General features: G+C 66.3%; 19 protein-coding genes. 8 read left to right on the forward strand and 11 right to left on the reverse strand.

What is annotated here, in order from left to right:
- Positions 1–35 precede the first annotated feature (35 nt).
- Both GRI48_RS07820 and murA read right to left on the reverse strand, forming a co-directional pair.
- Positions 36–266, reverse strand: a complete 231-nt coding sequence (locus tag GRI48_RS07820; RefSeq protein WP_160673654.1) for a hypothetical protein — start codon at positions 264–266, stop codon at positions 36–38.
- A gap of 61 nt (positions 267–327) precedes the next feature.
- Positions 328–1,614, reverse strand: coding sequence for a UDP-N-acetylglucosamine 1-carboxyvinyltransferase (gene murA / locus GRI48_RS07825; protein ID WP_160673657.1), 1,287 nt, complete (start codon positions 1,612–1,614; stop codon positions 328–330).
- 61 nt (positions 1,615–1,675) lie between these two features.
- Between murA and GRI48_RS07830 the strand changes: the two genes are divergently transcribed.
- The gene (locus GRI48_RS07830) at positions 1,676–2,563 is read left to right on the forward strand and encodes a UTP--glucose-1-phosphate uridylyltransferase (protein WP_160673660.1); all 888 of its coding nucleotides are present in this window, start codon (positions 1,676–1,678) and stop codon (positions 2,561–2,563) included.
- A gap of 4 nt (positions 2,564–2,567) precedes the next feature.
- On the opposite strand, the gene GRI48_RS07835 is transcribed toward GRI48_RS07830, so the two are convergent.
- The 6 genes from GRI48_RS07835 to GRI48_RS07860 form a co-directional block, all read right to left on the reverse strand.
- Positions 2,568–3,887, reverse strand: a complete 1,320-nt coding sequence (locus tag GRI48_RS07835) for a cytochrome P450 (protein WP_160673663.1) — start codon at positions 3,885–3,887, stop codon at positions 2,568–2,570.
- Entirely contained in the window at positions 3,887–5,437 is a 1,551-nt protein-coding gene (locus tag GRI48_RS07840; protein WP_160673666.1) for an acyl-CoA synthetase, read from the reverse strand. The genes GRI48_RS07835 and GRI48_RS07840 overlap by 1 nt, the downstream gene beginning before the upstream one ends.
- A gap of 216 nt (positions 5,438–5,653) precedes the next feature.
- Entirely contained in the window at positions 5,654–6,355 is a 702-nt protein-coding gene (locus GRI48_RS07845) for a M23 family metallopeptidase (RefSeq protein ID WP_237451764.1), read from the reverse strand.
- A gap of 139 nt (positions 6,356–6,494) precedes the next feature.
- Entirely contained in the window at positions 6,495–7,298 is an 804-nt protein-coding gene (locus GRI48_RS07850) for a ferritin-like domain-containing protein (RefSeq protein ID WP_160673669.1), read from the reverse strand.
- A 4-nt stretch (positions 7,299–7,302) separates the two neighbouring features.
- Entirely contained in the window at positions 7,303–7,776 is a 474-nt protein-coding gene (locus GRI48_RS07855; protein ID WP_160673672.1) for a peroxiredoxin, read from the reverse strand.
- The gene (locus GRI48_RS07860; RefSeq protein WP_160673675.1) at positions 7,773–10,469 is read right to left on the reverse strand and encodes a bifunctional [glutamine synthetase] adenylyltransferase/[glutamine synthetase]-adenylyl-L-tyrosine phosphorylase; all 2,697 of its coding nucleotides are present in this window, start codon (positions 10,467–10,469) and stop codon (positions 7,773–7,775) included. The genes GRI48_RS07855 and GRI48_RS07860 overlap by 4 nt, the downstream gene beginning before the upstream one ends.
- A 118-nt stretch (positions 10,470–10,587) precedes the next feature.
- On the opposite strand from GRI48_RS07860, the gene GRI48_RS07865 reads away from it, so the two are divergent.
- The 3 genes from GRI48_RS07865 to GRI48_RS14430 all read left to right on the forward strand — a co-directional run bounded on the left by GRI48_RS07865 (position 10,588) and on the right by GRI48_RS14430 (position 13,480).
- Positions 10,588–12,282 (forward strand): M28 family peptidase, encoded by a 1,695-nt coding sequence (locus GRI48_RS07865; RefSeq protein WP_160673678.1) that lies wholly within the window; start codon positions 10,588–10,590, stop codon positions 12,280–12,282.
- A gap of 23 nt (positions 12,283–12,305) precedes the next feature.
- Positions 12,306–13,286, forward strand: coding sequence for an agmatine deiminase family protein (locus GRI48_RS07870; RefSeq protein ID WP_160673681.1), 981 nt, complete (start codon positions 12,306–12,308; stop codon positions 13,284–13,286).
- A 68-nt stretch (positions 13,287–13,354) separates the two neighbouring features.
- Positions 13,355–13,480: a hypothetical protein gene (locus GRI48_RS14430; protein ID WP_272916736.1), complete on the forward strand. Its 126-nt coding sequence runs from the start codon at positions 13,355–13,357 to the stop codon at positions 13,478–13,480.
- Here the strand turns inward: GRI48_RS14430 and GRI48_RS07875 are convergent.
- Entirely contained in the window at positions 13,477–14,217 is a 741-nt protein-coding gene (locus GRI48_RS07875; protein WP_160673684.1) for a sulfite exporter TauE/SafE family protein, read from the reverse strand. The genes GRI48_RS14430 and GRI48_RS07875 overlap by 4 nt on opposite strands.
- Positions 14,218–14,229: 12 nt before the next feature.
- Positions 14,230–16,248: a threonine--tRNA ligase gene (gene thrS, locus GRI48_RS07880; protein WP_160675563.1), complete on the reverse strand. Its 2,019-nt coding sequence runs from the start codon at positions 16,246–16,248 to the stop codon at positions 14,230–14,232.
- 345 nt (positions 16,249–16,593) lie between these two features.
- On the opposite strand from thrS, the gene GRI48_RS07885 reads away from it, so the two are divergent.
- The 4 genes from GRI48_RS07885 to GRI48_RS07900 are packed head-to-tail and all read left to right on the forward strand — an operon-like array spanning position 16,594 to position 18,543.
- Entirely contained in the window at positions 16,594–16,767 is a 174-nt protein-coding gene (locus GRI48_RS07885) for a hypothetical protein (RefSeq protein ID WP_160673687.1), read from the forward strand.
- Between the two features lie 21 nt (positions 16,768–16,788).
- The gene (locus GRI48_RS07890; RefSeq protein ID WP_160673690.1) at positions 16,789–17,400 is read left to right on the forward strand and encodes a hypothetical protein; all 612 of its coding nucleotides are present in this window, start codon (positions 16,789–16,791) and stop codon (positions 17,398–17,400) included.
- Entirely contained in the window at positions 17,397–17,588 is a 192-nt protein-coding gene (locus GRI48_RS07895; protein ID WP_160673693.1) for a helix-turn-helix transcriptional regulator, read from the forward strand. Before GRI48_RS07890 ends, GRI48_RS07895 begins: the two co-directional genes overlap by 4 nt.
- 31 nt (positions 17,589–17,619) lie before the next feature.
- Positions 17,620–18,543, forward strand: a complete 924-nt coding sequence (locus tag GRI48_RS07900; protein ID WP_160673696.1) for an alpha/beta fold hydrolase — start codon at positions 17,620–17,622, stop codon at positions 18,541–18,543.
- 18 nt (positions 18,544–18,561) lie between these two features.
- Here the strand turns inward: GRI48_RS07900 and GRI48_RS07905 are convergent, their stop codons facing one another.
- Positions 18,562–20,229, reverse strand: a complete 1,668-nt coding sequence (locus tag GRI48_RS07905) for an alkaline phosphatase D family protein (protein WP_160673699.1) — start codon at positions 20,227–20,229, stop codon at positions 18,562–18,564.
- Between the last annotated feature and the right edge of the window lie 99 nt (positions 20,230–20,328).

Raw genomic sequence — 20,328 nt, forward strand, 5'->3', positions numbered from 1 at the left:
ACCCGCCATCCATACGGTTGTCCGGAGAACTTGCGTCAGTAGTTCGCCGGCGGATCGCTTGCCGGGAAGCTTTCGTCCGATTCCTCGTCGGTTTTCGTCCATGCGCGCTTGGGCTCGTCGCGCATGGCCGTCGGACCTGCATCGCGAACGCTGGCGTCACCCTGATTGCCGGCGAAGGCGGGGGCGTTCTTGTCCGCGTAGTTCTTCTCGTAATATTTATAGCCACCGTAACCGATGGCGCCGAGCGTAAGTAGCTTCAAAAGCATGGTAAATTCCTTTCTTGCCCGATCAACGTGCGAGCACAAAGAAAGGTCCGACCGTCGTGCCTCAGTCGTCGCCGACCCGTTCGATATCCGCGCCGACCAGCTGCAGCTTTTCTTCCAGCCGCTCGTACCCGCGATCGAGGTGATAGAGACGGCGCACCGTCGTCTCGCCTTTTCCAGCAAGCCCGGCAATGACCAAGCTCATCGATGCGCGCAGATCGGTCGCCATGACTTCCGCACCGGTGAGCTCCACCGGACCGCGCACGATAGCGGTGCGCCCCTCGGTCTCGATGTTTGCACCCATACGCGTCAGCTCGGGCACGTGCATGAAGCGGTTCTCGAAGATCGTTTCCTTGAGAACGCTGGTGCCTTCAGCCTTGCACAGCAGGCTCATCAACTGGGCCTGCATATCTGTCGCCAGGCCGGGGAATGGCGCGGTGGTGAGGTTGTGCGCCTTCAGCTTGCCGGTTTCGGCCGAGACGGTGATGCCTTTCTTGTCGGTGTCGATCTCGACGCCGATGTTGCGCAGCGCGTGGATCGTCGAGCCCATGTCGCCGGCTTCCGCGCCTTCCAGCCGGACTTCGCCGCCGGTGATAGCCGCGGCGCAGGCATAGGAGCCCGCCTCGATCCGGTCGGGCATGACCTTGTAGGTCGCGCCGTTCAGCTTCCTGACTCCGTGGATCGTCAGCTCGGACGTGCCGATGCCTTCGATTTCCGCACCCATCGCGGTCAGGAGATTGCACAGGTCGACGATTTCCGGTTCGCGCGCGGCATTGATCAGCCGGCTAGTGCCATTCGCCAGCACCGCCGCCATCAGCGCGTTCTCCGTCGCGCCCACCGAGACCACCGGAAAGTCGAACTCGCCGCCGGGCAGGCCGCCGTCGGGGGCCATCGCCTTTACGTAACCGGCGGCCATCTCGATTTGCGCGCCGAACGCCTCGAGCGCCTTCAAATGCAGGTCGATCGGGCGGTTGCCGATAGCGCAGCCGCCGGGCAGCGACACGGTCGCCTCGCCGGTACGGGCGAGCAGCGGGCCGAGCACGAGGATCGAGGCACGCATCTTGCGCACCAGGTCGTATGGCGCGACCGAGCTGGTGATCCGCATCGCCTCGAGCGTCACGTTGCGCCCGAAGTCCTCCGGCCGCTTGCCGGGGATCGTGTGGCTGACCCCGAACTGCGTCATCAGGTGCTGGAACCCGTCGATATCGGCAAGCCGCGGCAGGTTGCGCAAGGTCACCGCCTCTTCGGTCAGCAAAGCACAGGGGATGAGCGTGAGCGCGGCGTTCTTCGCGCCCGAGATCGGCAGCGTGCCGGAGAGGCGATTGCCGCCGCGAATGAGTAGCTTGTCCATGGGCCGATGCCTTACCGCATTGGCTTGCGCTGGCAAGGTGTCGCCCGTAACCCCTTGAGTCATGACCACACACAAGCCCATTCGCAAGGCCGTGTTTCCCGTCGCCGGGCTCGGCACCCGCTTCCTGCCGGCGACCAAGGCGATCCCCAAGGAACTGCTGCCGATCGTCGATCGCCCGCTGATCCAGTACGCCGTGGACGAGGCGCGCGAGGCGGGGATCGAGCAGATGATCTTTGTTACCGGGCGCGGCAAGACCGCGATCGTCGAACATTTCGACATGGCCTACGAACTCGAGGCGACGATGGCCGAACGGGGCAAGGACATGGGCGCGCTGGATGCCACGCGCGCTACGCCGGGCGACATCATCACCGTGCGCCAGCAGGTGCCGATGGGTCTCGGCCACGCGATCTGGTGCGCGCGCGCGATCGTCGGCGACGAGCCCTTCGCGATCTTCCTGCCCGACGAGCTGATGGTGCCGCACAAGGGTGGGGGCAGCGGCTGCATGAAGCAGATGGTCGAGGCTTACGAGGAAGTCGGCGGGAATCTGATCTCGGTGCTCGAAGTGCCGCGGGACGAGGTTTCGAGCTATGGCGTGATCGATCCCGGCGAGCAGGTGTCGGCCGGCCTGACCGAGGTACGCGGCCTGGTCGAAAAACCGCCGGTTGCCGAGGCCCCGTCGAACAAGATCGTCTCGGGCCGCTACATCCTCCAGCCCGAAGTCATGCGGGTGCTGGAAGACCAGGGCAAGGGCGCGGGCGGAGAGATCCAGCTGACCGACGCCATGGCGCGGATGATCGGCACCCAGCCGTTCCATGCGGTGACCTTCGACGGGCGCCGCTTCGACTGCGGCAGCAAGACCGGCTTCGTCGAGGCGACGCTGGCGCTGGCACTCGAACGCGAGGACATGGGCGCGGACGTCCGCGCGATCATGGAGCGTTTGCTGGGTTGAAAACTCAGCTGGCGGTGAAGCGCAGCGGCAGGGCCTTCAGCCCGCCGACGAACGTCGAATTCGCGCGCTTGGGCTCGCCCGCCAATTCCAGCGTCTCGATCCGGTCGAGCAATGCTTCGAACAGGATCCGCATTTCCAGCCGGGCAAGGTGCAGGCCCAGGCACTGGTGCGCGCCCGCGCCGAAGGCGAGGTGCCGGTTGGGCGAGCGGGCGGCATCGAACTTGCGCGGATTGTCGAACTGCGCAGGGTCGTGATTGGCCGCGACATAGCTCATCATCAGCCAGTCGCCCTCGCGGATCGTCTGCCCGCCGAGCTGCGTATCGCGGGCCGCGGTGCGCATGAAGTGCTGCACCGGCGTGCTCCAGCGGATCGCTTCCTCGACGATGCCGGGCAGCAGCGATCGGTCGGCCTTGACGCGGGCGAACTGCTCCGGATCCTGGGCCAGCGCCATCATTGCCCCCGCAGTGCTCGCACTGGTCGTGTCGTGGCCGGCGGCGGCAAGGATGATGTAATAACCCGCCATGTCGCGTTCGGGCAAAGGCGCGCCGTCGACCTCGGCATTGGCGATCACGCTGGCGACGTCCTCTGTCGGGTTGGCCCGGCGGTCGGCAGCGATGCCGGCGAAGTATTCCTCGAAGTTCTTTACCGCGCCCGCGACCAGCATGGTGATCTGTTCGGGCGTCATGTTCTCCATGCCGCTGCCCGACAGGTCCGCGTCCTGCCCGCCGAACAGCTGCTGGGTCAGCATGAGCATGCGCGGCTCGTCCTCCTCCGGCACGCCGAGGATCTGCATCACGACATGGAGCGGATAGGGCGCGGAGACGAGCGGAACGAAGTCCGCCTCGCCCGGCTTTCCGGCACCGGCGTCGCCGGCCTCGATGAACTTGTCGACCACCCGGTGGGCGAGCGTGCGGATCTCGTCCTCGACCGTCTTGAGGTTGCGCGGCATGAACCACTGCTGCGTCAGCTTGCGGTACTTGGGATGGATCGGCGCGTCGAACACGACCAGCGAATCGACGAGCATGTTGCTGCCGGTAGCCTGCTGGGCGAAGGCGATAGCCTCGGTCGTGCTGAAGACGACCGGCTTGGGGTTGTTGAGGAAGGTCTCGTTGTCCTTGCTCATCGCCATGACGTCGTCATAGCGGGTGACCAGCCAGAACGGTTCGAAATAGCCCGGCTCGTCGGGCTGGACGATCGCCAGCGGCGCTTCGGCGCGGACGCGGTCGAACGTGTCGAGCAGGCTGTCCCAGCTGGCGTAGCTTTCGGGCGCGAGCACCGCGTGGGCGGTCGCCGAATCGAGTACCGGGCGTTCCTTCGTCGCCATCACGCGCCCTCCCGCTCTTCGTTCCGGGCCTTCGCGGCGTATTCGTCGCGCAATTCGCGCTTGTAGAGCTTGCCGTTGGCCTCGCGCGGCAGCTCGGGCCGGAAGTCGAACTGCTTGGGCATCTTGATACGCGACAAGCTCGGCGCAAGGAAATCGCGCAGCTCCTGCTCGAAGCCGTCGCCTGCATCCGCCATGTCCATCGGCTGGACCACGGCGACGACTTTCTCGCCCAGGTCGTCGTCAGGCGCGCCGATCACCGCGGCGTCCATCACCTTGTCGTGCGTGACCAGCAGGTTCTCGATCTCCTGCGGGTAGATGTTGACCCCGCCGGAAATGATCATGTGGCTCTTGCGATCGGTCAGGAAGAGATAGCCGTCATCGTCCAGGTGGCCGATGTCGCCAAGCGTCATCCAGCCCTTCGGATGCATGGCGTCTGCGGTCTTGGCGGGATCGTTGTGATAGGTCGGCAGGAGGTCGTTCTCGAAATAGAGCACCCCGTCCTGGCCCGCCGGCAGCTCCTCGCCGTCTGGGCCGCAGACGTGGATCGTGCCGTAGATCGCCTTGCCGACCGTGCCGGGATGGGCGAGCCAGTCCTCGCTCCTCACCATGGTCATGCCGATGCTTTCGGAGCCGGCGTAATACTCCACGATGATCGGCCCCCACCACTCGATCATCTGCTGCTTGATCGGGATCGGACAGGGCGCCGCCGCGTGGATCGCGCGCTGGTGGGACGACAGGTCGTAACGGGTGCGCTCATCCTGGGGCAGCTTGAGCATGCGCACGAAGTGGGTCGGCACCCACTGGCTGTCGGTGACCTGGTATTTCTCGATCGCTTCCAGCGCGCTTTCGGGGGTGAACTTCTCCATCACCACGACCGTCCCGCCGAGGCGATGGACGGTGCTGCACCAGCCGATCGGCGCGGCGTGATAGAGCGGCGCGGGCGAGAGATAGACCATGTCGCCATCGGCGGGCATCCCGGCGCCCATCACCGCAAGCCCCATCAGCGGCGCGACGGCATCGATTGCCGGATCGGTGGGCGGAGCCGGGCGCACGCCCTTGGGCCGGCCGGTCGTGCCCGAAGAATAGAGCATCACCATGCCCGGCCACGGATCGTCGAGTTCGCCTGCATCCTGCGCGGCAACCGCAGCTTCGTAATCGTCTTCCCCGCCGCTGCCGACGACGAGCACGTCGAGCCCCGGGCACTCGGCGCGGATATCATCCAGCAGGTGCGCGTATTTCGGCGTGGTGATGAGCAGCTTCGTCTGGCTGTCCTGCAGGATGTAGGCGATCTCCGGCGCAGTCAGCCGGGTCGAGACCGGCACCATCATCGTGCCCGCGCGCTGGGAACCCCAGACGATCTGCAGGTATTCGAGATTGTTCTCCATCAGCACGGCAAAGGCGTCTTCGCGGTCCAGCCCCCGCGCGTGCAGCATCCGGGCGATGCGATTGGCCGCTTCGTCGAGCTCGCGATAGGTGATCTGCTCGCCGCTCGTCGCCATGATGATGGCTGGGCGATCGGGACGCGACTTGGCGTGATGGATGGGATGCATTGACAGGCCTCTCTCTGGTTGCGCGATCCGCTCGTTGTCGTCCGGGAATCGCTGCAAGGTTCTGAATTGAAACCTAAGCGAGAGAGGTTTGCGGGCAAGGAAAAAACGCCGCGTCGGCCCGCGCAACAAAAAAGGCGGCAGGTTGCCCCACCGCCTCCATTCCGGACACCCTCTCCAAAGTATCCGTTCGCCCCTCTCTGGGCTTGTTCGTGAATCTTACTCCGGGCCGCCCTGGCCGCCCTGGCCGATAGCGATCGCGAAGGCCTGCTGCGCTTCCGATTCTACCATGTAGGGAACCGGGTTCACGGCATCGCCGGCGACGCGGACTTCGTAATGCAGGTGCGGACCGGTCGAACGGCCGGTGCTGCCGACGTAACCGATGAGGTCGCCCTTGTAGACGCGGTCGCCGGCCGAAACGGCCAGGCGCGAAAGGTGGGCGTAACGCGTTTCCAGTTCGGCACCGTGTTCGATGCTGATGTAGAGGCCGTAGCTCGAGAACCAGTCGGCGCGGCCGACGATGCCGTCAGCCGTAGCGTAGACGGGCGTGCCGGTCGGCGCAGCGAGATCGACACCCTTGTGGTTGCGACGACCGCCGATGACCGGGTGGGTGCGCATGCCGTAATCGCTGGTGAGGCGCGCATCGTCGAGCGGCATGCGCGACGGGACGCGGACGCCGTAGCTGGCGGCCATGTTGGTGCGGCCGCGATTGTCGAGCTGCTCCCACTTGGTGAACAGCTGTTCGAACTTGGGATCCTGGGCCGAACCGAATTGGATATCCTTGGTCCGGGTGGGAACGCTGGCGGTCGCTTCGGTCGCGACAGGAGAAGCGCTCTGTGCCATCGCCGGAGCGGCGGCAATCGAAAGGCTTCCTGCAGCGAGCACGGCAAACAGCCGCTTGATGACTGGTGATACGATCAAAGACCCGTCCTTTTTATCCCCGGCGCCGAAGCGCCCCCGTCCGCGATTTCGGGACCCCCGGTCCGTCGTCGCAAGAATTTTCCAGCAGTCCGGGAACCTCCCCTTGGCTGCTGTGTTAACGGGTTATCCCTGAGAATCTTTACGAAGCAAGGCTGCCGTAGAAGTCTAGCGACAAACCGGCTGCAAGACGCGCTGAGTCGTTGAACGGAGGCTTCAGGGACCCCCGGAAGTAAGATTTTACTAAGGTTTGCCAGCGGTTTTCAGGCGATTCACCGCGTTTTGCGCAGATCGTCGAGAAATGCCTTGTGCCGATCGCGACGTGCCGGATTTCGTCGTCAAGGATCCGCTCAAGGATACGGGCGCCGTTCTCGTCCCCCGCAGCACGCACCCGCGCAAGCGTCGACGGCGTGACGTCGAGGCCTCTTGCCTCCAGCACCATCGGTACGATCGCCAGCCGCGCCTCGACCGATTCGGCCGTCTCGCGCGCGGCGTCCCACAAGCCGCCATGCGCCGGTAACGCTCCGTAATGGCTGCCGAGGCTGTGCAGTTTTCTCTCGAGCAGAGCGAAATGCATCGCCTCGTCCGCCGCCACCGCCAGGAAATCGGAGACGAATGCGTCCCCCATCTGCTCCCCGAATCGCCCGGCCATGTCGAGCGCGAGGTCGATGGCGACAAATTCGATATGCGCGAGGGAATGCCACAGCGCGATCCGGCCCCGCTCCGACCCAGCCTTCCCGCGCCTCGGCATGCGATTGGGCGCCAACAGTTCCGGGCGATCCGGTCGTCCCGGCTCGTCGGGCATGGCCAGCGGGAAACCCCGTTCCAGCCGGCCCAGCCGCCAGTCGCGGGCAACCTGCCGCGTGGCGAACACCTTGTCGCGCGGGTTTGCCGCGAGCAGCGCGGCGCGAATCGCCTCCCCGACGGTAATAATCCCAGCAGTCATCTGATCAGAGAGCGCGAGCCGCCTCGAGGACCTGCGACGCGTGATCCTTCACGCGCACCTTGTTCCAGACCCGTGCGATCGTCCCGTCGGCATCGATCAGGTAGGTGGTCCGCACCATGCCCATGTAGGTGCGCCCGTAATTCTGCTTCTCGGTCCAGATCCCCAGGGTATCGGACAGACCGCCTTCCTCGGCGTCGGTCGCGAGATCGACCGTCAGGTCGTACTTGGCGATGAAGTTCTGGTGCTTCTTGGCCGAATCCTTGCTCACGCCGAGCACTGCCGTGCCCGCCTTTGCGAACTCGTCCCTCAGCGCGCTGAAATCCTTCGCCTCGGTCGTGCAACCCGGCGTATTGTCCTTCGGATAGAAGAAAACCACCAGCTTGCGCCCGCGAAAATCGGCCGCCGTGACGCTGCCTCCATCCGGCGTCTCCAGAGCGATGTTGGGAAACGTATCGCCTGCGTCGAGCCTGCTCGTCATCTGTCCACCTCCAGGTCCTGTCCGAATGCGCCGCGCCAGTGGGCGGCCACCACGTCCCTTGCAGCCGCGATCCGCTGCATCAAGTCGCTGTAGTCGTCCGCTCCGCAAGTGCGTGCGAACACGGCGGCTGCCGCGTCGGAAGGCGGCTGTAATTCGGGTGCGAGCAGGCGCGCCGATACGAGCACGCGGGTCATCAGCGCATTGGCATCGACCAGGTCGGGCGACACCAGCGCCGCGTCGGCCAGCAGCGCGATCGCCTTGCCGAGATCGGGCGACAAGCCGGTCCGCTCGCGCAATTGCAGGTAGTGGACGAGGAATTCGAGGTCGACCAGTCCGCCGCGCTGGAGCTTCACGTCGAGCGGCCCGCGCCCCGGCTTGTGGGTCGCCATCTCGCCGCGCATTGCCAGCACGTCCTCGCGCAGGGTGTCGGGATCGCGCTCCCGACCCAGCACCTCGCCGATGATGGCATCCAGCTCCTCTCGCGATTCCCTGGAACCGACCAGCACGCGGGCACGGGTCAGCGCCATGTGCTCCCACGTCCAGGCGTCTTCACGCTGGTAGCGCGCGAAGCTCTCGCAATTGACCGCCAGCGGCCCCTGCGCGCCTTGGGGCCTGAGCCGGGTGTCGACCTCATAAAGAGCACCTTGAGCGGTCGGCACGCTCAACGCCGCGCTCACCCGCTGGCCCAGCCGGTTGTAGTAGAGCGTCGCTCCGAGCGGGCGTGGACCATCGGATTCTGCGTCGTGCGGACCGGTATAGAGGTAGATGATGTCGAGATCCGAAGCATGGGTCAGTTCGCCGCCGCCCAGCCGCCCGAGGCCCAGCACCAGCAGTTCGCTGCCGGCAATCCGCCCGTGCCGCTGCGCGAACTCGGCACTTGCCGCGTCCACCGCGACTTGCAGCGCTGCCTCGGCCGTGCGCGACAATCCTTGCGCGATGGCCAGTGGATCATGCGCCGCCTCGATTAGTTGCACGCCAAGCGCAAAGCGGGTTTCGCCGGTGACGATCCGTATCCGGTCGAGCTCGGCCTCGTAATCGCTCCGCAAGCCTCCGCCGCGCATCTTGGCCGCGAGTTCCTCGCGCGAACCGGGCAGGTCCAGCGCGCTGCGATCGATCAGCGTATCGAGCAGTTCGGGCCGTCGACCCAGCTCCTCTGCGAGCGGCGGTGCCAGCGAGAGCAGGTGCACCAGTTGTTCGAACAGCGCGGGCCGCGCCTCGAGCAGGCGGAACAGGTTAATGGCGCTGGCGACATTGCCGAGCATCGCTTCCCAACGCAGCAGCGCCCGGTCGGCATCGTCGGCCTCGGCAAAGGCATCGAGCAGCGCCGGCAGCATGGCATCGAAGGCTTCGAGCGAGGCTTCGCTGCGCAGCGCGCGGAAACGCCCGTCGCGCCAGCCCTCGATCCGCGTCGCGATCCGCTCGGGGTCCGAAAAGCCGAGTTCCCTCGCGCGCGCGGAGACCGAGGCCGGATCGATGATGGCAGGCTCGTCGGTGTCGTCCTCGGCGATCAGTGCGTCGAAGCGAGTCGCGACCGTTTCCTGCAGGCCGCGCAATTCCTCGACCAGGGTTTCTGCATCCGGCAAGCCGTCCAGCCGGGCGACATGGTCCAGCGCCGCACCTTGCGGCACGGTGTGCGTCTGATGGTCCTCGATCATCTGCAGCCGGTGTTCCACCGTGCGCAGCCGGTCGTACGCCTCGCCCATCGCCGCCGCATCCTCGCCCGCGATGTGCCCGGCTGCGGCCAGCGCGTCGAGCGCGGCCCGTGTGCCGCGAACCCGCAACGACGGATCGCGCCCGCCGTGGATCAGCTGGTGGGTCTGGGCGAAGAACTCGATCTCGCGGATGCCGCCCCGGCCGAGCTTGACGTTCCAGCCCGGCCCCGCCTCGCGCGCGCCGCGGGCATTGGTGCGGATCCGGCGGGTCAGCCGGCGTATCTGGTCGATCGCACCGAAATCGAGGCTGCGGCGCCAGACGAAAGGTGCGATCTCGCCGAGAAAGGCCTGCCCGCGCGCGACATCGCCGCTTGCGGCGCGCGCCCGGATAAAGGCGGCCCGCTCCCATGCCAGCGCCGAGCTCTCGTAGTGCACCGTCGCCGCGTCGAGCGATATCGCCAGCGGACTGACTTCCGATGCCGGTCGCAACCTCAGGTCAACGCGAAAGACGTAGCCCTCGGCAGTATTCGTCGACAGCAGCTCGACGATGTGGCGCGCATAGCGTTGCGCCGCTTCGCCCGGCTCGTCACGGTCGCGCCGCGGCAGGGCCTGCCGGTCGTAGAGCAGGATCGGGTCAATATCGGAGGAGTAGTTGAGTTCGCGCGCTCCGTGCTTGCCCAGCGCCAGCCCGACAAGACCGGTCGGCTCGGCACCGCCGACCCGTCGCAGGATCGCGTCCTCGATCGCCTTGTCGAGCGCATGATCGGCGAAGTCGGACAGTTCGGCCATGACGCGGGGCACGTCGAAGTCGCCGGCGAGATCGGCAATCGCCACGACCAGCGCCAGCCCGAGCCGCTCGCGCCTGAGAGCGACCCCGGCCTCCAGGCCGTCCTCGCGGACAGCGCGGACCTGCGCCAGCGCCTCTTCCACCTTGCCGAACGCCAGCAGTTCCGCAAGTTCCGGTCGCCGCTCAAGCGCACGCGCGAGGAACGGCGCATGATCCCGCGCCCGTCCGATCGCATCCTGCCAGTCGCCCGTCATGCCACCAGTCCTGCCTGTGGCGACCCCGGCAGGCAAGGCCGATCCTTGCCCTCGATCGCCGGCTCTGCAACACAGCCGCGCATCCATTCTCTCGCCATCGAGCCACGGGAACAGCCCTATGATCCACCATGTCGCGAAAGTACTTCCCCTCGCGGTCGCCGGCCTGCTGAGCGCCTGCACCACCTATGCGGAACCTGAGGGCAGCAGTCTCGATATCGCGCGCGTGGCGCCCGGCGAGATCTCGGAACGGACGCTCAAGGACGTGACCCGCACGCTTTCCTCCGACGAGTTCGAGGGGCGCATGCCCGGTACCGTCGGCGAGGAAAAGACGGTCGCCTATCTGATCGACCGCTTCGCCAAGGCGGGCCTACAGCCGGGCAACAACGGCAGCTGGACGCAGGACGTGCCGCTGGTCGAGATCACCGGAAGCGACTTTTCGGAGCTGCGGATCGGTGGTCCGGCGGCGGACATGCGCTTCGCCCCGTCGAAGGATTACGTCGCAGTGACCTATCGCGAAGCCCCGTCGATCGCGATCGCCGACAGCGAGCTGGTCTTCGTCGGCTACGGCATCGTCGCGCCCGAGCGCGGGTGGAACGATTATGCCGGGATCGACATGAAGGGGAAGACCGCCATCATCCTGGTCAACGATCCCGATTACGAGACCGAAGGGCTGGACGGCCCGTTCAACGGCCGGGCCATGACCTATTACGGTCGCTGGACCTACAAGTACGAGGAAGCCGCGCGGCAGGGCGCCGCCGCCGCGCTGATCGTCCACGATACTTTCCCCGCCGCCTATGGCTGGAACGTCGTCGAATCGAGCTGGACCGGCCCGCAGGCCTTCGCCCAGACCGACAACGGCAACATGGACGAGACCATGGCCAACGGCTGGGTCCAGAAAGGTGTCGCAGAAGCGATCATGAAGGCGGCAGGGACGGATCTGGCCACCTTGAGCGCGGCAGCGAAGACAAAGGGCTTCAAGCCCGTGCCGCTGGGCCTGACCGCATCGCTCGGCTTCAGGAACGACATCCGCAAATACGCCTCGCAAAACGTGATCGCCATGCTGCCCGGTAGCGAGCGCCCCGACGAGGTCGTGATGCATACCGCGCACTGGGACCATCTCGGGCGCTGCACCCCGGATGCGACCGGCGACGATATCTGCAACGGCGCCGTCGACAATGCGACCGGCACGGCCGCGCTGGTCGCCCTGGGCGAGGCGCATGCCAAGGCCGGCCCCGCCGATCGCAGCCTGGTATTCCTTGCAGTAACAGCCGAGGAACAGGGCCTGCTCGGCGCGGCCTATTACGCGGCCAACCCGGTATTCCCGCTCGCCAGCACCGTGGGCGGCGTCAACATGGACGCGATCCGGATGTACGGGCCCGCACGCGACATCACGGTCGTCGGCGGGGGCAAGAGCGAGCTCGACCGGTACGTCGGTACGGCACTCGACATGGTTGGCCGCCGCGCAACGCCCGAATCGACGCCGGAAAAAGGCTTCTACTACCGGTCCGACCATTTCGAGTTCGCCAAGCGAGGCGTGCCAATGGTCTACCTGAAGGACGGCGAAGACCTGTTGGACGGAGGGGTCGAGGCGGGCAAGGCCAAGGCTGCAGCCTACAACGACCAGGCCTATCACGGGCCGAACGACGAGTATCGCGAGGATTGGCCGTGGGGCGGCTTCGTCGACGATGTCGAACTGTATTATCTCATCGGGCGGATGCTGGCCGAAGGCGAGAGCTGGCCGAACTGGCTTCCCGGCGACGAGTTCCGGGCGATCCGCGACAAGAGCTGCGCGGCCAGCGCCGGCGGCTGCTGATCGTTGCTGCGAAGGACATCAGCATGGGCGTGATCATGCCTCCCGAATGGGCGCCGCAGGACTGGTTGTGGATCGGCTTTCCGCACGATGCGGACGAATGGCCCGACGTGCTTGGGCGCGCGCAGGAGCAGATCGCGGCCTTCGCCAATGCAGTCGCCGAAAGCGGCCAGCAGGTCCGCCTGCTGGTGCACGATGCGGCCAACGAGGCGCGTGCGCGCTCGCTGGTGACGGGCGACGTCCTGCTCGAGCGGCGAGCCTACGGCGACATCTGGCTGCGCGATACCGGCCCGCTGGTGGTGCGCGATGCCGCAGGCGCGCGCGCGGCGCGGCGCTTTGCCTTCAACGGCTGGGGCGGCAAGTATCTCATGGAAGGTGACAGGACGATCGGCGCCGAGCTGGCCGAAGATGCGGCGCTGTCGCTCGCGAGCGTGGACTGGGTGCTCGAAGGCGGCGCTGTCGACGGCGATGGCACCGGCCTCGCGATCACGACCGAGCAATGCCTGCTCAATCCCAATCGCAACCCGTCCATGAGCCGCGAGCAAATCGAGGCCGGCCTGCAAGAATCGCTGGGCTTCGAGCGGGTCGTCTGGCTCGGCGACGGGCTTATCAACGACCACACCGACGGCCATGTCGACAACCTCGCCCGCTTCGTCGCACCTGGCGAAGTGGCGCTGCCGGTCGCGACCGGCAATGCCGATCCCAATGCCGCGATCTACGACGACGCGCGCGAGCGCCTGCGCGCAGGCGGAATCAAGGTGCACGACATCCCTTCTCCCGGGCTCGTCACCCGCGGCGACATGATCGAGCCGGCGAGTTACGCGAACTTCGCGATTACCTCGCAGCTGGTCGTGGTGCCGACCTTCGGCAGCCCGCACGACGAGGAGGGTGTGGCCGCGATCGCCGCGCTGTTCCGCGATCGTGCGACGATTGGCCTGCCGGGCGACGCGGTGCTGGCGGGAGGCGGCGGCTTCCACTGCGCGAGCCAGCAGATGCCTGGCGCCTGAAGCCCGGCCCGAGACACCGCAGGCGCTGTTTAACGACCCGTTAGCATTTGGCCGCGATACTTGCCGGCATGGCAAAGGTCATCGCCTTCGCGCAAACGCAAATCCCGGACGAGAGGGTGGCAGTGCTGCGCCACCTGCTCGTCTACACTTGCGCGCTATCGCTGATCTTCGCCGGACGCGCGTTGCCCTTCTAGGCAAACGCCTTCCATAGCGCCGCCAGCGCTGCTCCTCCGAGCACCAGCCCCACGCATGTGCGCCATGTCCGGTCCTCGATCCGTCCCGATGCGCGGTCCCCCAGCCAGTTGCCCAGCAGCACTGCCGGGAACAGCAGCAGCGCCAGCAATCCCAGATGCCAGTCGAGCACGCCCATCGCCGCGCCGCTGGCGAGGCCGACGCTCGATGCGCAAGTGAAGATCAGCATCATGCTGGCTTTCGCGACTTCGCGCGGAATGTCGCGCCCGACGTAATAGGGGACGACCGGGGGCCCGGGCATGCCAGCATAACCCGTCATCAGTCCGCTCATCACGCCGACTGCCCCGGTCGTGGCGGGACGATGATCGAGCGCACCGCGGCGCGGCAACAGGATCGCGAAGAATGCGGACACCGCGATCAGTGCTATGACGACGCGGGCGATATCGGGTGTCGTGATGCTCAGCAGGTAGAGGCCGGCAGGCGTCGTCACCGCGACGAGCGCGATGATGATCCAGGCCGATCGCTCGGCCCCGCGCAGCAGCCGGCGGATTTCCGAAAGGCCGATGAAGACCGACAGGAAGTTCGCCAGCAGGACCGCGGCGACCGGCGGCAACGCCAGCGCCAGGATCGGGACGAGCAGGATCGCCATCCCGAACCCCGTGAGCCCGCGCACGAAAGCCGAGCCGAAAGCGGCGAGCAGCGCGGAGAGTATTGCAGCCGCGCCATATTCGCCGATCATTTCCACCCGTCGTCAGGCCTGGTCGCGCAGGTCCGGCGGCGTTGCCTCGCGCTTCAGCATGGCGATCGCCTCGTCGAGGCTCATCACCTTCTGGTGCTGCTCGCCGAGCGTGCGGACCGCGACCGTGCCTTCCTCGGCCTCGCGATTGCCGACCACCAGCAGGTGGGGGACCTTGGCGACCGAGTGTTCGCGCACCTTGTAGTTGATCTTCTCGTTGCGCAGGTCTGCTTCGACCCGGATGCCCTCGGCCTCGAGCTTCGCGGCCGCTTCCTTCGCATATTTGTCCGCATCGGAAACGATCGTCGCGACGACCGCCTGCACCGGCGACAGCCACACCGGAAGACGCCCGGCGTAGTGTTCGATCAGCACGCCGATGAACCGTTCGAAGGTACCGAAGATCGCACGGTGGAGCATGACCGGCCGGTGACGCTCGCCGTCCTCGCCGACATAGCTCGCATCGAGCCGTTCGGGCAGCACGCGGTCGCCCTGGATCGTGCCGACCTGCCAGGTCCGCCCGATCGCATCGGTCAGGTGCCATTCGAGCTTGGGGGCGTAGAACGCGCCCTCGCCCGGCAGTTCTTCCCAGCCGAACTCGTCGTTCGCCATGCCCGCCGCCTCGACTGCGTCGCGCAGCTCCTGCTCGGCCTTGTCCCACATCTCCTCGGAGCCGAAGCGGTTGTCCGGCCGCAGGGCGAGCTTGACCTGGTAGTCGAAGCCGAAATCCGAATAGACCTCGTCGACCAGCTTGCAGAAGGCGCGCACCTCATCGACCACCTGGTTCTCGGTGCAGAAGATATGCGCATCGTCCTGCGTGAACTGGCGCACGCGCATGATCCCGTGGAGCGCGCCGTGCGGTTCGTTGCGATGGCAGCAGCCCATTTCGCCCAGCCGGATCGGCAGGTCGCGATAGCTGGTGATGCCCTGCTTGAATACCAGCACGTGAGCCGGGCAGTTCATCGGCTTGATCGCCATCCAGTCGGCATCGGAGGCGACCTTGGGGATCGCGCCCGCGTCCCCTTCGTCGACTTCGGGGACGATGTCCGGCACGGCGAACATGTTCTCCGCATATTTGCCCCAGTGGCCCGATTGCTCCCACTGGCGGATGTCCATCAGCTGCGGCGTCTTGATCTCGCGGTAGCCGGCCTTGTCCATCTTGCGGCGCATGTAGGCTTCGAGCTCGCGCCAGATGCGATAGCCCTTGGGGTGCCAGAAAACCGAACCCTGCGCCTCTTCCTGCAAATGGAAGAGATCCATCTCGCGGCCCAGCTTGCGGTGATCGCGCTTGGCCGCCTCCTCCATCCGGTGAAGGTGCGCGTCGAGCTGCTTCTTGTTGAGCCAGCCGGTGCCGTAGATGCGCGTCAGCTGCGGGTTGCGCTGGTCGCCGCGCCAGTACGCGCCCGCAACGCGCGTCAGCTTGAATGCGCGCGGATCGAGCTTGCCGGTGCTGGCAAGGTGCGGGCCGCGGCACATGTCGAGCCAGTCCTCGCCCGAGCGGTAGACCGTCAGTTCCTCGCCTTCGGGCAATTCGCGCGCCCATTCGGCCTTGAAGACCTCGCCGTCGGCCTCCCACTTGTCGATCAGCTGCTGGCGGCTCCAGACCTCGCGCGTCAGCGGCTTGTCGGCCTCGATGATGCGGCGCATCTCCTCCTCGATCGCGGGCAAGTCGTCCATGCCGAAGGGGTCGCGGCTGTCGGGAGCCTTGACGTCGTAGTAGAAACCGTCGTCGGTCGCCGGGCCGAAGGTGATCTGCGTTCCGGGAAACAGCGACTGGACCGCCTCGGCCAGCACGTGGGCGTAATCGTGCCGCGCAAGCTCCAGCGCATCTGCCTCGTCCCGCGTCGTCACCAACGCCAGTTCGGCGTCGCCTTCGAAAGGCCGGTTGATGTCGCGCAATTCGCCGTCCACGCGCGCGGCGATCGCCGCCTTGGCGAGGCCCGGTCCGATCGCTGCGGCGACGTCCGCCGGGGTCGAACCCGGTTCCATTTCGCGCACCGAACCGTCGGGCAGGCTGATCTTGAGCAGTTCCGTCATCATCTCATCCGTTCGTTTCGCGCGCCCATGACACAGGAGAGCGCGCGCTTGAAGCGGCGTTTTGCGACAAATCCGGTTCCGGGAGCAACGCCGACCGCCCGAAACCGGGCGGCGTCGGCTGGCTTAACGCGCGACCGACCGCCCCCGGTGACCGGGAGTAGTGGTGGTAGTCGCGGGAGCAAGCAGCATGGCCATGGCCGGGTTTATAGCGCCGGGTGCGCAGGATGTCATCCGCCTTGTATCCTTGCCATTCTGCCAAGTGTGCAAGACAATGTGCAAAGCGACCTTGACACAACAGCGAATCATGTCTAGCCACCTTGACATTCAATCAAGGAAGTTTGACCAATGACCAACCTGACCAAAGCCATTCTCTGGGCGATCGCCATCCTGGCGGTAGCCGCCATCTGCCGCTTCAACGATGTCGGGCAGAGCGAAACGTTCGCTTTGATCCTGGGGCTGACTGCAGCCGCCTGGGCCACGCTCAGCAACCGGCGCTGCTGCACCAACACCAGCAACTGACTGCACAGGGGGTACCAGGACATGAGCGCGCAAACCTTGCCTTTCCATCGCAGGCCGGCCTTCTGGGTCGTGTCGCTCCTCGCCAGCTTTGCCGTCATCGCGGCGCTGCGGATCAGCGATGCGATCGATCCCACCGTCGGGTTTCTTCTGATGGTGCTGGCGATGGTGCAGATCATCCCGCTGACCCGCGCCAGCATGGCGAAGCAGAAGTCGACCGGGCACCTGAGCCCGGCGATCAAGAACTACACCCGCCGGTTCATGCTCGCGAGCTTCGGCTACATGCTGGGGCTGGGCATCGCGGTGACGATCAACAATCGGATCGAGCTGTCCCAGGGCGGCGCGTTCCTCATCGCGCTGCTGCCGGTCGTGCCGATCTTCGGCATGATCTGGACCATGGGCCGCTACGTCCACGAAGAGGACGACGAGTACCTGCGCCACCGCGCGATCATGGCCTCCCTCTTCGGGCTCGGCGTGGTCCTGTCGGTCGGCACCTTCTGGGGCTTTCTCGAAAGCTTCGAGGTGGTCCCGCATGTCGAGGCCTGGGCCTGCTTCCCGATCTGGGCGATCGGGATGGGTATCGCCCAGTGCTGGATGACCATCCGCGATCGCGCAGGAGAGGGAGAGGCGGAATGAAGAACCGCCTGCGCGTCCTGCGCGCCGAGCGCGAGTGGAGCCAGCAGCTGCTGGCAGAGAAGCTCGAAGTCAGCCGCCAGTCGGTCAACGCCATCGAGACCGGCAAGTACGACCCCTCCCTGCCCCTCGCCTTCCGCATCGCCGACCTGTTCGAGATGCCGATCGAAGAGATCTTCCTGCGGGATTGATCCCCGCCCTCTTTTGCCAAGGACCTGAACGATGAAACTGCTTTACCCGGCCCTGCTGGCCGCAACCCTTCCGCTCGGCTTCGCCGCACCCGCATTCGCCGACGAAACCGCCCCTGCCGCCGCCACCATGCAGCAGGAGAGCGTGCGCGATCACATTCGCGCGCAAATGCATGGGAATGCCGGCCCGGTCGTCGTGCTGATCCCCGGCATGTCCACGCCCGGCGCGGTGTGGGACGATACGGTCGCGGCGCTCCAAGGCGACCATCGGCTGCTGGTCCTGACCTTGCGCGGGTTCGACGGGGAACGCGGCACTGCCAACGAGAGCGAAGGCGCGATCGACGGCGTGGTGGCGGACCTTTCAGCGGAACTTGCCAGCCGGGGCATCGGGCAAGCGACCATCGTTGGCCACAGTCTCGGCGGATTGATCGCGATGAAATTCGCCCTCGCCCATGCCGGGCAGGCCAAGAACCTCGTCATCCTCGATTCGCTGCCGTTCTTCGGCATGGTGTTCAGCCCCGACATGACGCTCGAGACGGTGGAGCCGCGGGCCGTGTATATGCGCGACATGATCGTCACGGGCGCCGAGCGGATGCGTGAAGCAGGCTTGGCCAATACCACCAGCGGCGCAGGCGCGGCGGGCATGTCGATCGACGAGGCGACGCGCGTCACGATCGCGAACTGGTCGCTGGACGCCGAACCGCTCGCCGTCGCGCAGTTCGTCTACGAGGACACGATGACCGACCTGCGGCAGGACATCGCCGCGCTGACGATGCCGGTCACCGTCGTCCACATGGCCAATGGCGAACACGCGGAGATGGCCAGGGAACGCTATGCGACCGACTACGCCGCGCTGCCCGGCGTGCGGCTGGTGCCGGTGGACCGCTCGCTCCACTTCGTCCAGCTCGACCGGCCGGAAGTGGTGCTGGCAGAAATCCGGCGCGCGACCGGAAGCTGACCCGTCTCCTGTAGCCGATCAGGCGGCGAAGTTTCGCGAACCGGCCGGGGCCACCATGCGGTGCGTCCCGGCCAGCTTCGTCGAACGCTGGCGCACCGTGTCCATGAACCGGTATTCGCAAGTGGCGGCCTGCGGTGTCAGCTCGACCGCCATGTACCCGCGGCGCGAGGAATCCATCCAGGCGAGCTGGCTGTTCGTCTCCACGCTGAGCCGCGCCATGGTGTCGGGCGCAAGCTGCGGCAGCGAGCTCTCGATGCCAGGCGACGTCACCGACTGCCCGCCGAACTCGACCCCGACCCGCTCGCCCGCAAGATCTAGCTCGAACGCCCAGGCATTGTGCGTGTCCCCCGCGAGGCTGACGAGGTTCGCATCGGCGGCCAGCGAGGCCTCGAACACGCGTTGCCGCGCGGCGGGGTAGCCGTCCCATGCATCCATGTTGAGCGGCAGCTCGGCCCGGCCCGCCAGCGCGCCCGACTGGACGCGGCGGCGCACGTAATCGGGAACGTCCGCAGGAAGATTGTCGGCAAGACCTTTGGGTGCCTTTAGATTGCCCATCAGCACTTGCTGGACGAGGACTTGCCACGGCCGGCCCGACCGGGCGGAGGCGCGCAAGCCGTCGGCCAGCCACGCCTGTTGCGCCGCGCCGAGCATCTCGCGGGCGGGATCGGCGTAGTCGCCGCTGCGGAAGGCATCGAGCGAGGCGATCGCCGCCTCCGCATTGGCGGCACCGCTCGTCAGCGCAGACAGACTGAACTGCTCGGCGCGCGCGGTCAGCCGCGTCTCAAGCCGGAACAGCGTGGCGAGATTGCCGACCTCGTACGTGGCCCAGGGATCGTCCGACACCGGCATCCACTCGCGATAGGCGCGCATGGCAGCCGCCTTGCGCACGCTCCATTCGCCCTCCGCGTCCGGCTGGTGGTTCTGCGCGCCGCCCGCCCACGAATCGTTGGCGCTCTCGTGGTCGTCCCAGCCGGAAATCATCGGCCACAGCTGGTGCACCCGCTGCAGGTCGGGATCCGCGCGATAGCTTGCGTAGCGCAGGCGATAATCGGCCAGCGCGACGATCTCGTGGTCAGGCCAGATCGTCCGCCCGGCAACGGCCTGCTGCTGGTTGGGATAATTGTCGACGTCGTATTCGTAGAAATAGTCGCCAAGGTGCAGGGTGCAGTCGAAGCCGTCCTCCTGCGCGGCATGGGCATAGGCGTTGAACCAGCCGAAGCGCAGGTTGGAGCAGGAGAACACCGCCATCTTCCAGCTGGCCGTCTCGCCCACCGGCAACGTGCGCGTGCGCCCGAGGGGCGAATAAACGCCGTCGGGAGAAACGAAGCGATAATAGTACCAGGTGCCGGGCGCGAGGCCGGTCGCGTTCGCCTTGGCGCACCAGTCACGGTCCGGCGATGCCACCACTTCGCCGCCGCTCGCGATCTTCGCGAAATCGTCCTTCTCGCACACTTCGAAACGCAGGGTGACCGGCGCCCCGTCACCGCGAAACCGGGTCCACAGCAACACGCTGTCCGCGCCCGGCTCGCCGCTTGCGACGTTGTGGGTGAAACCGCGAGCCGTATCGAACTGCGCTGCCAGCAGGGGCGCAGGCGCCGCCGCGAGGCCGAAGACCCCGGCGCGCAACACCATGCGCCGGTCGATGGCGGGTCCCCGCGTAACCGGCGGTTTGTCGAACAGTCCCATGCGTGCACCTTCCTCTCTCATTGCGCGTCATCGGACCTGGCGATGAGCGTGTCAAAAAGTCTTCTCACCATTTGACAAAGCTTTTGTGACAGGTGAGCA

It is taken from the genome of Qipengyuania oceanensis (genome assembly GCF_009827535.1).
Classification (GTDB): Bacteria; Pseudomonadota; Alphaproteobacteria; order Sphingomonadales; family Sphingomonadaceae; genus Qipengyuania_C; species Qipengyuania_C oceanensis.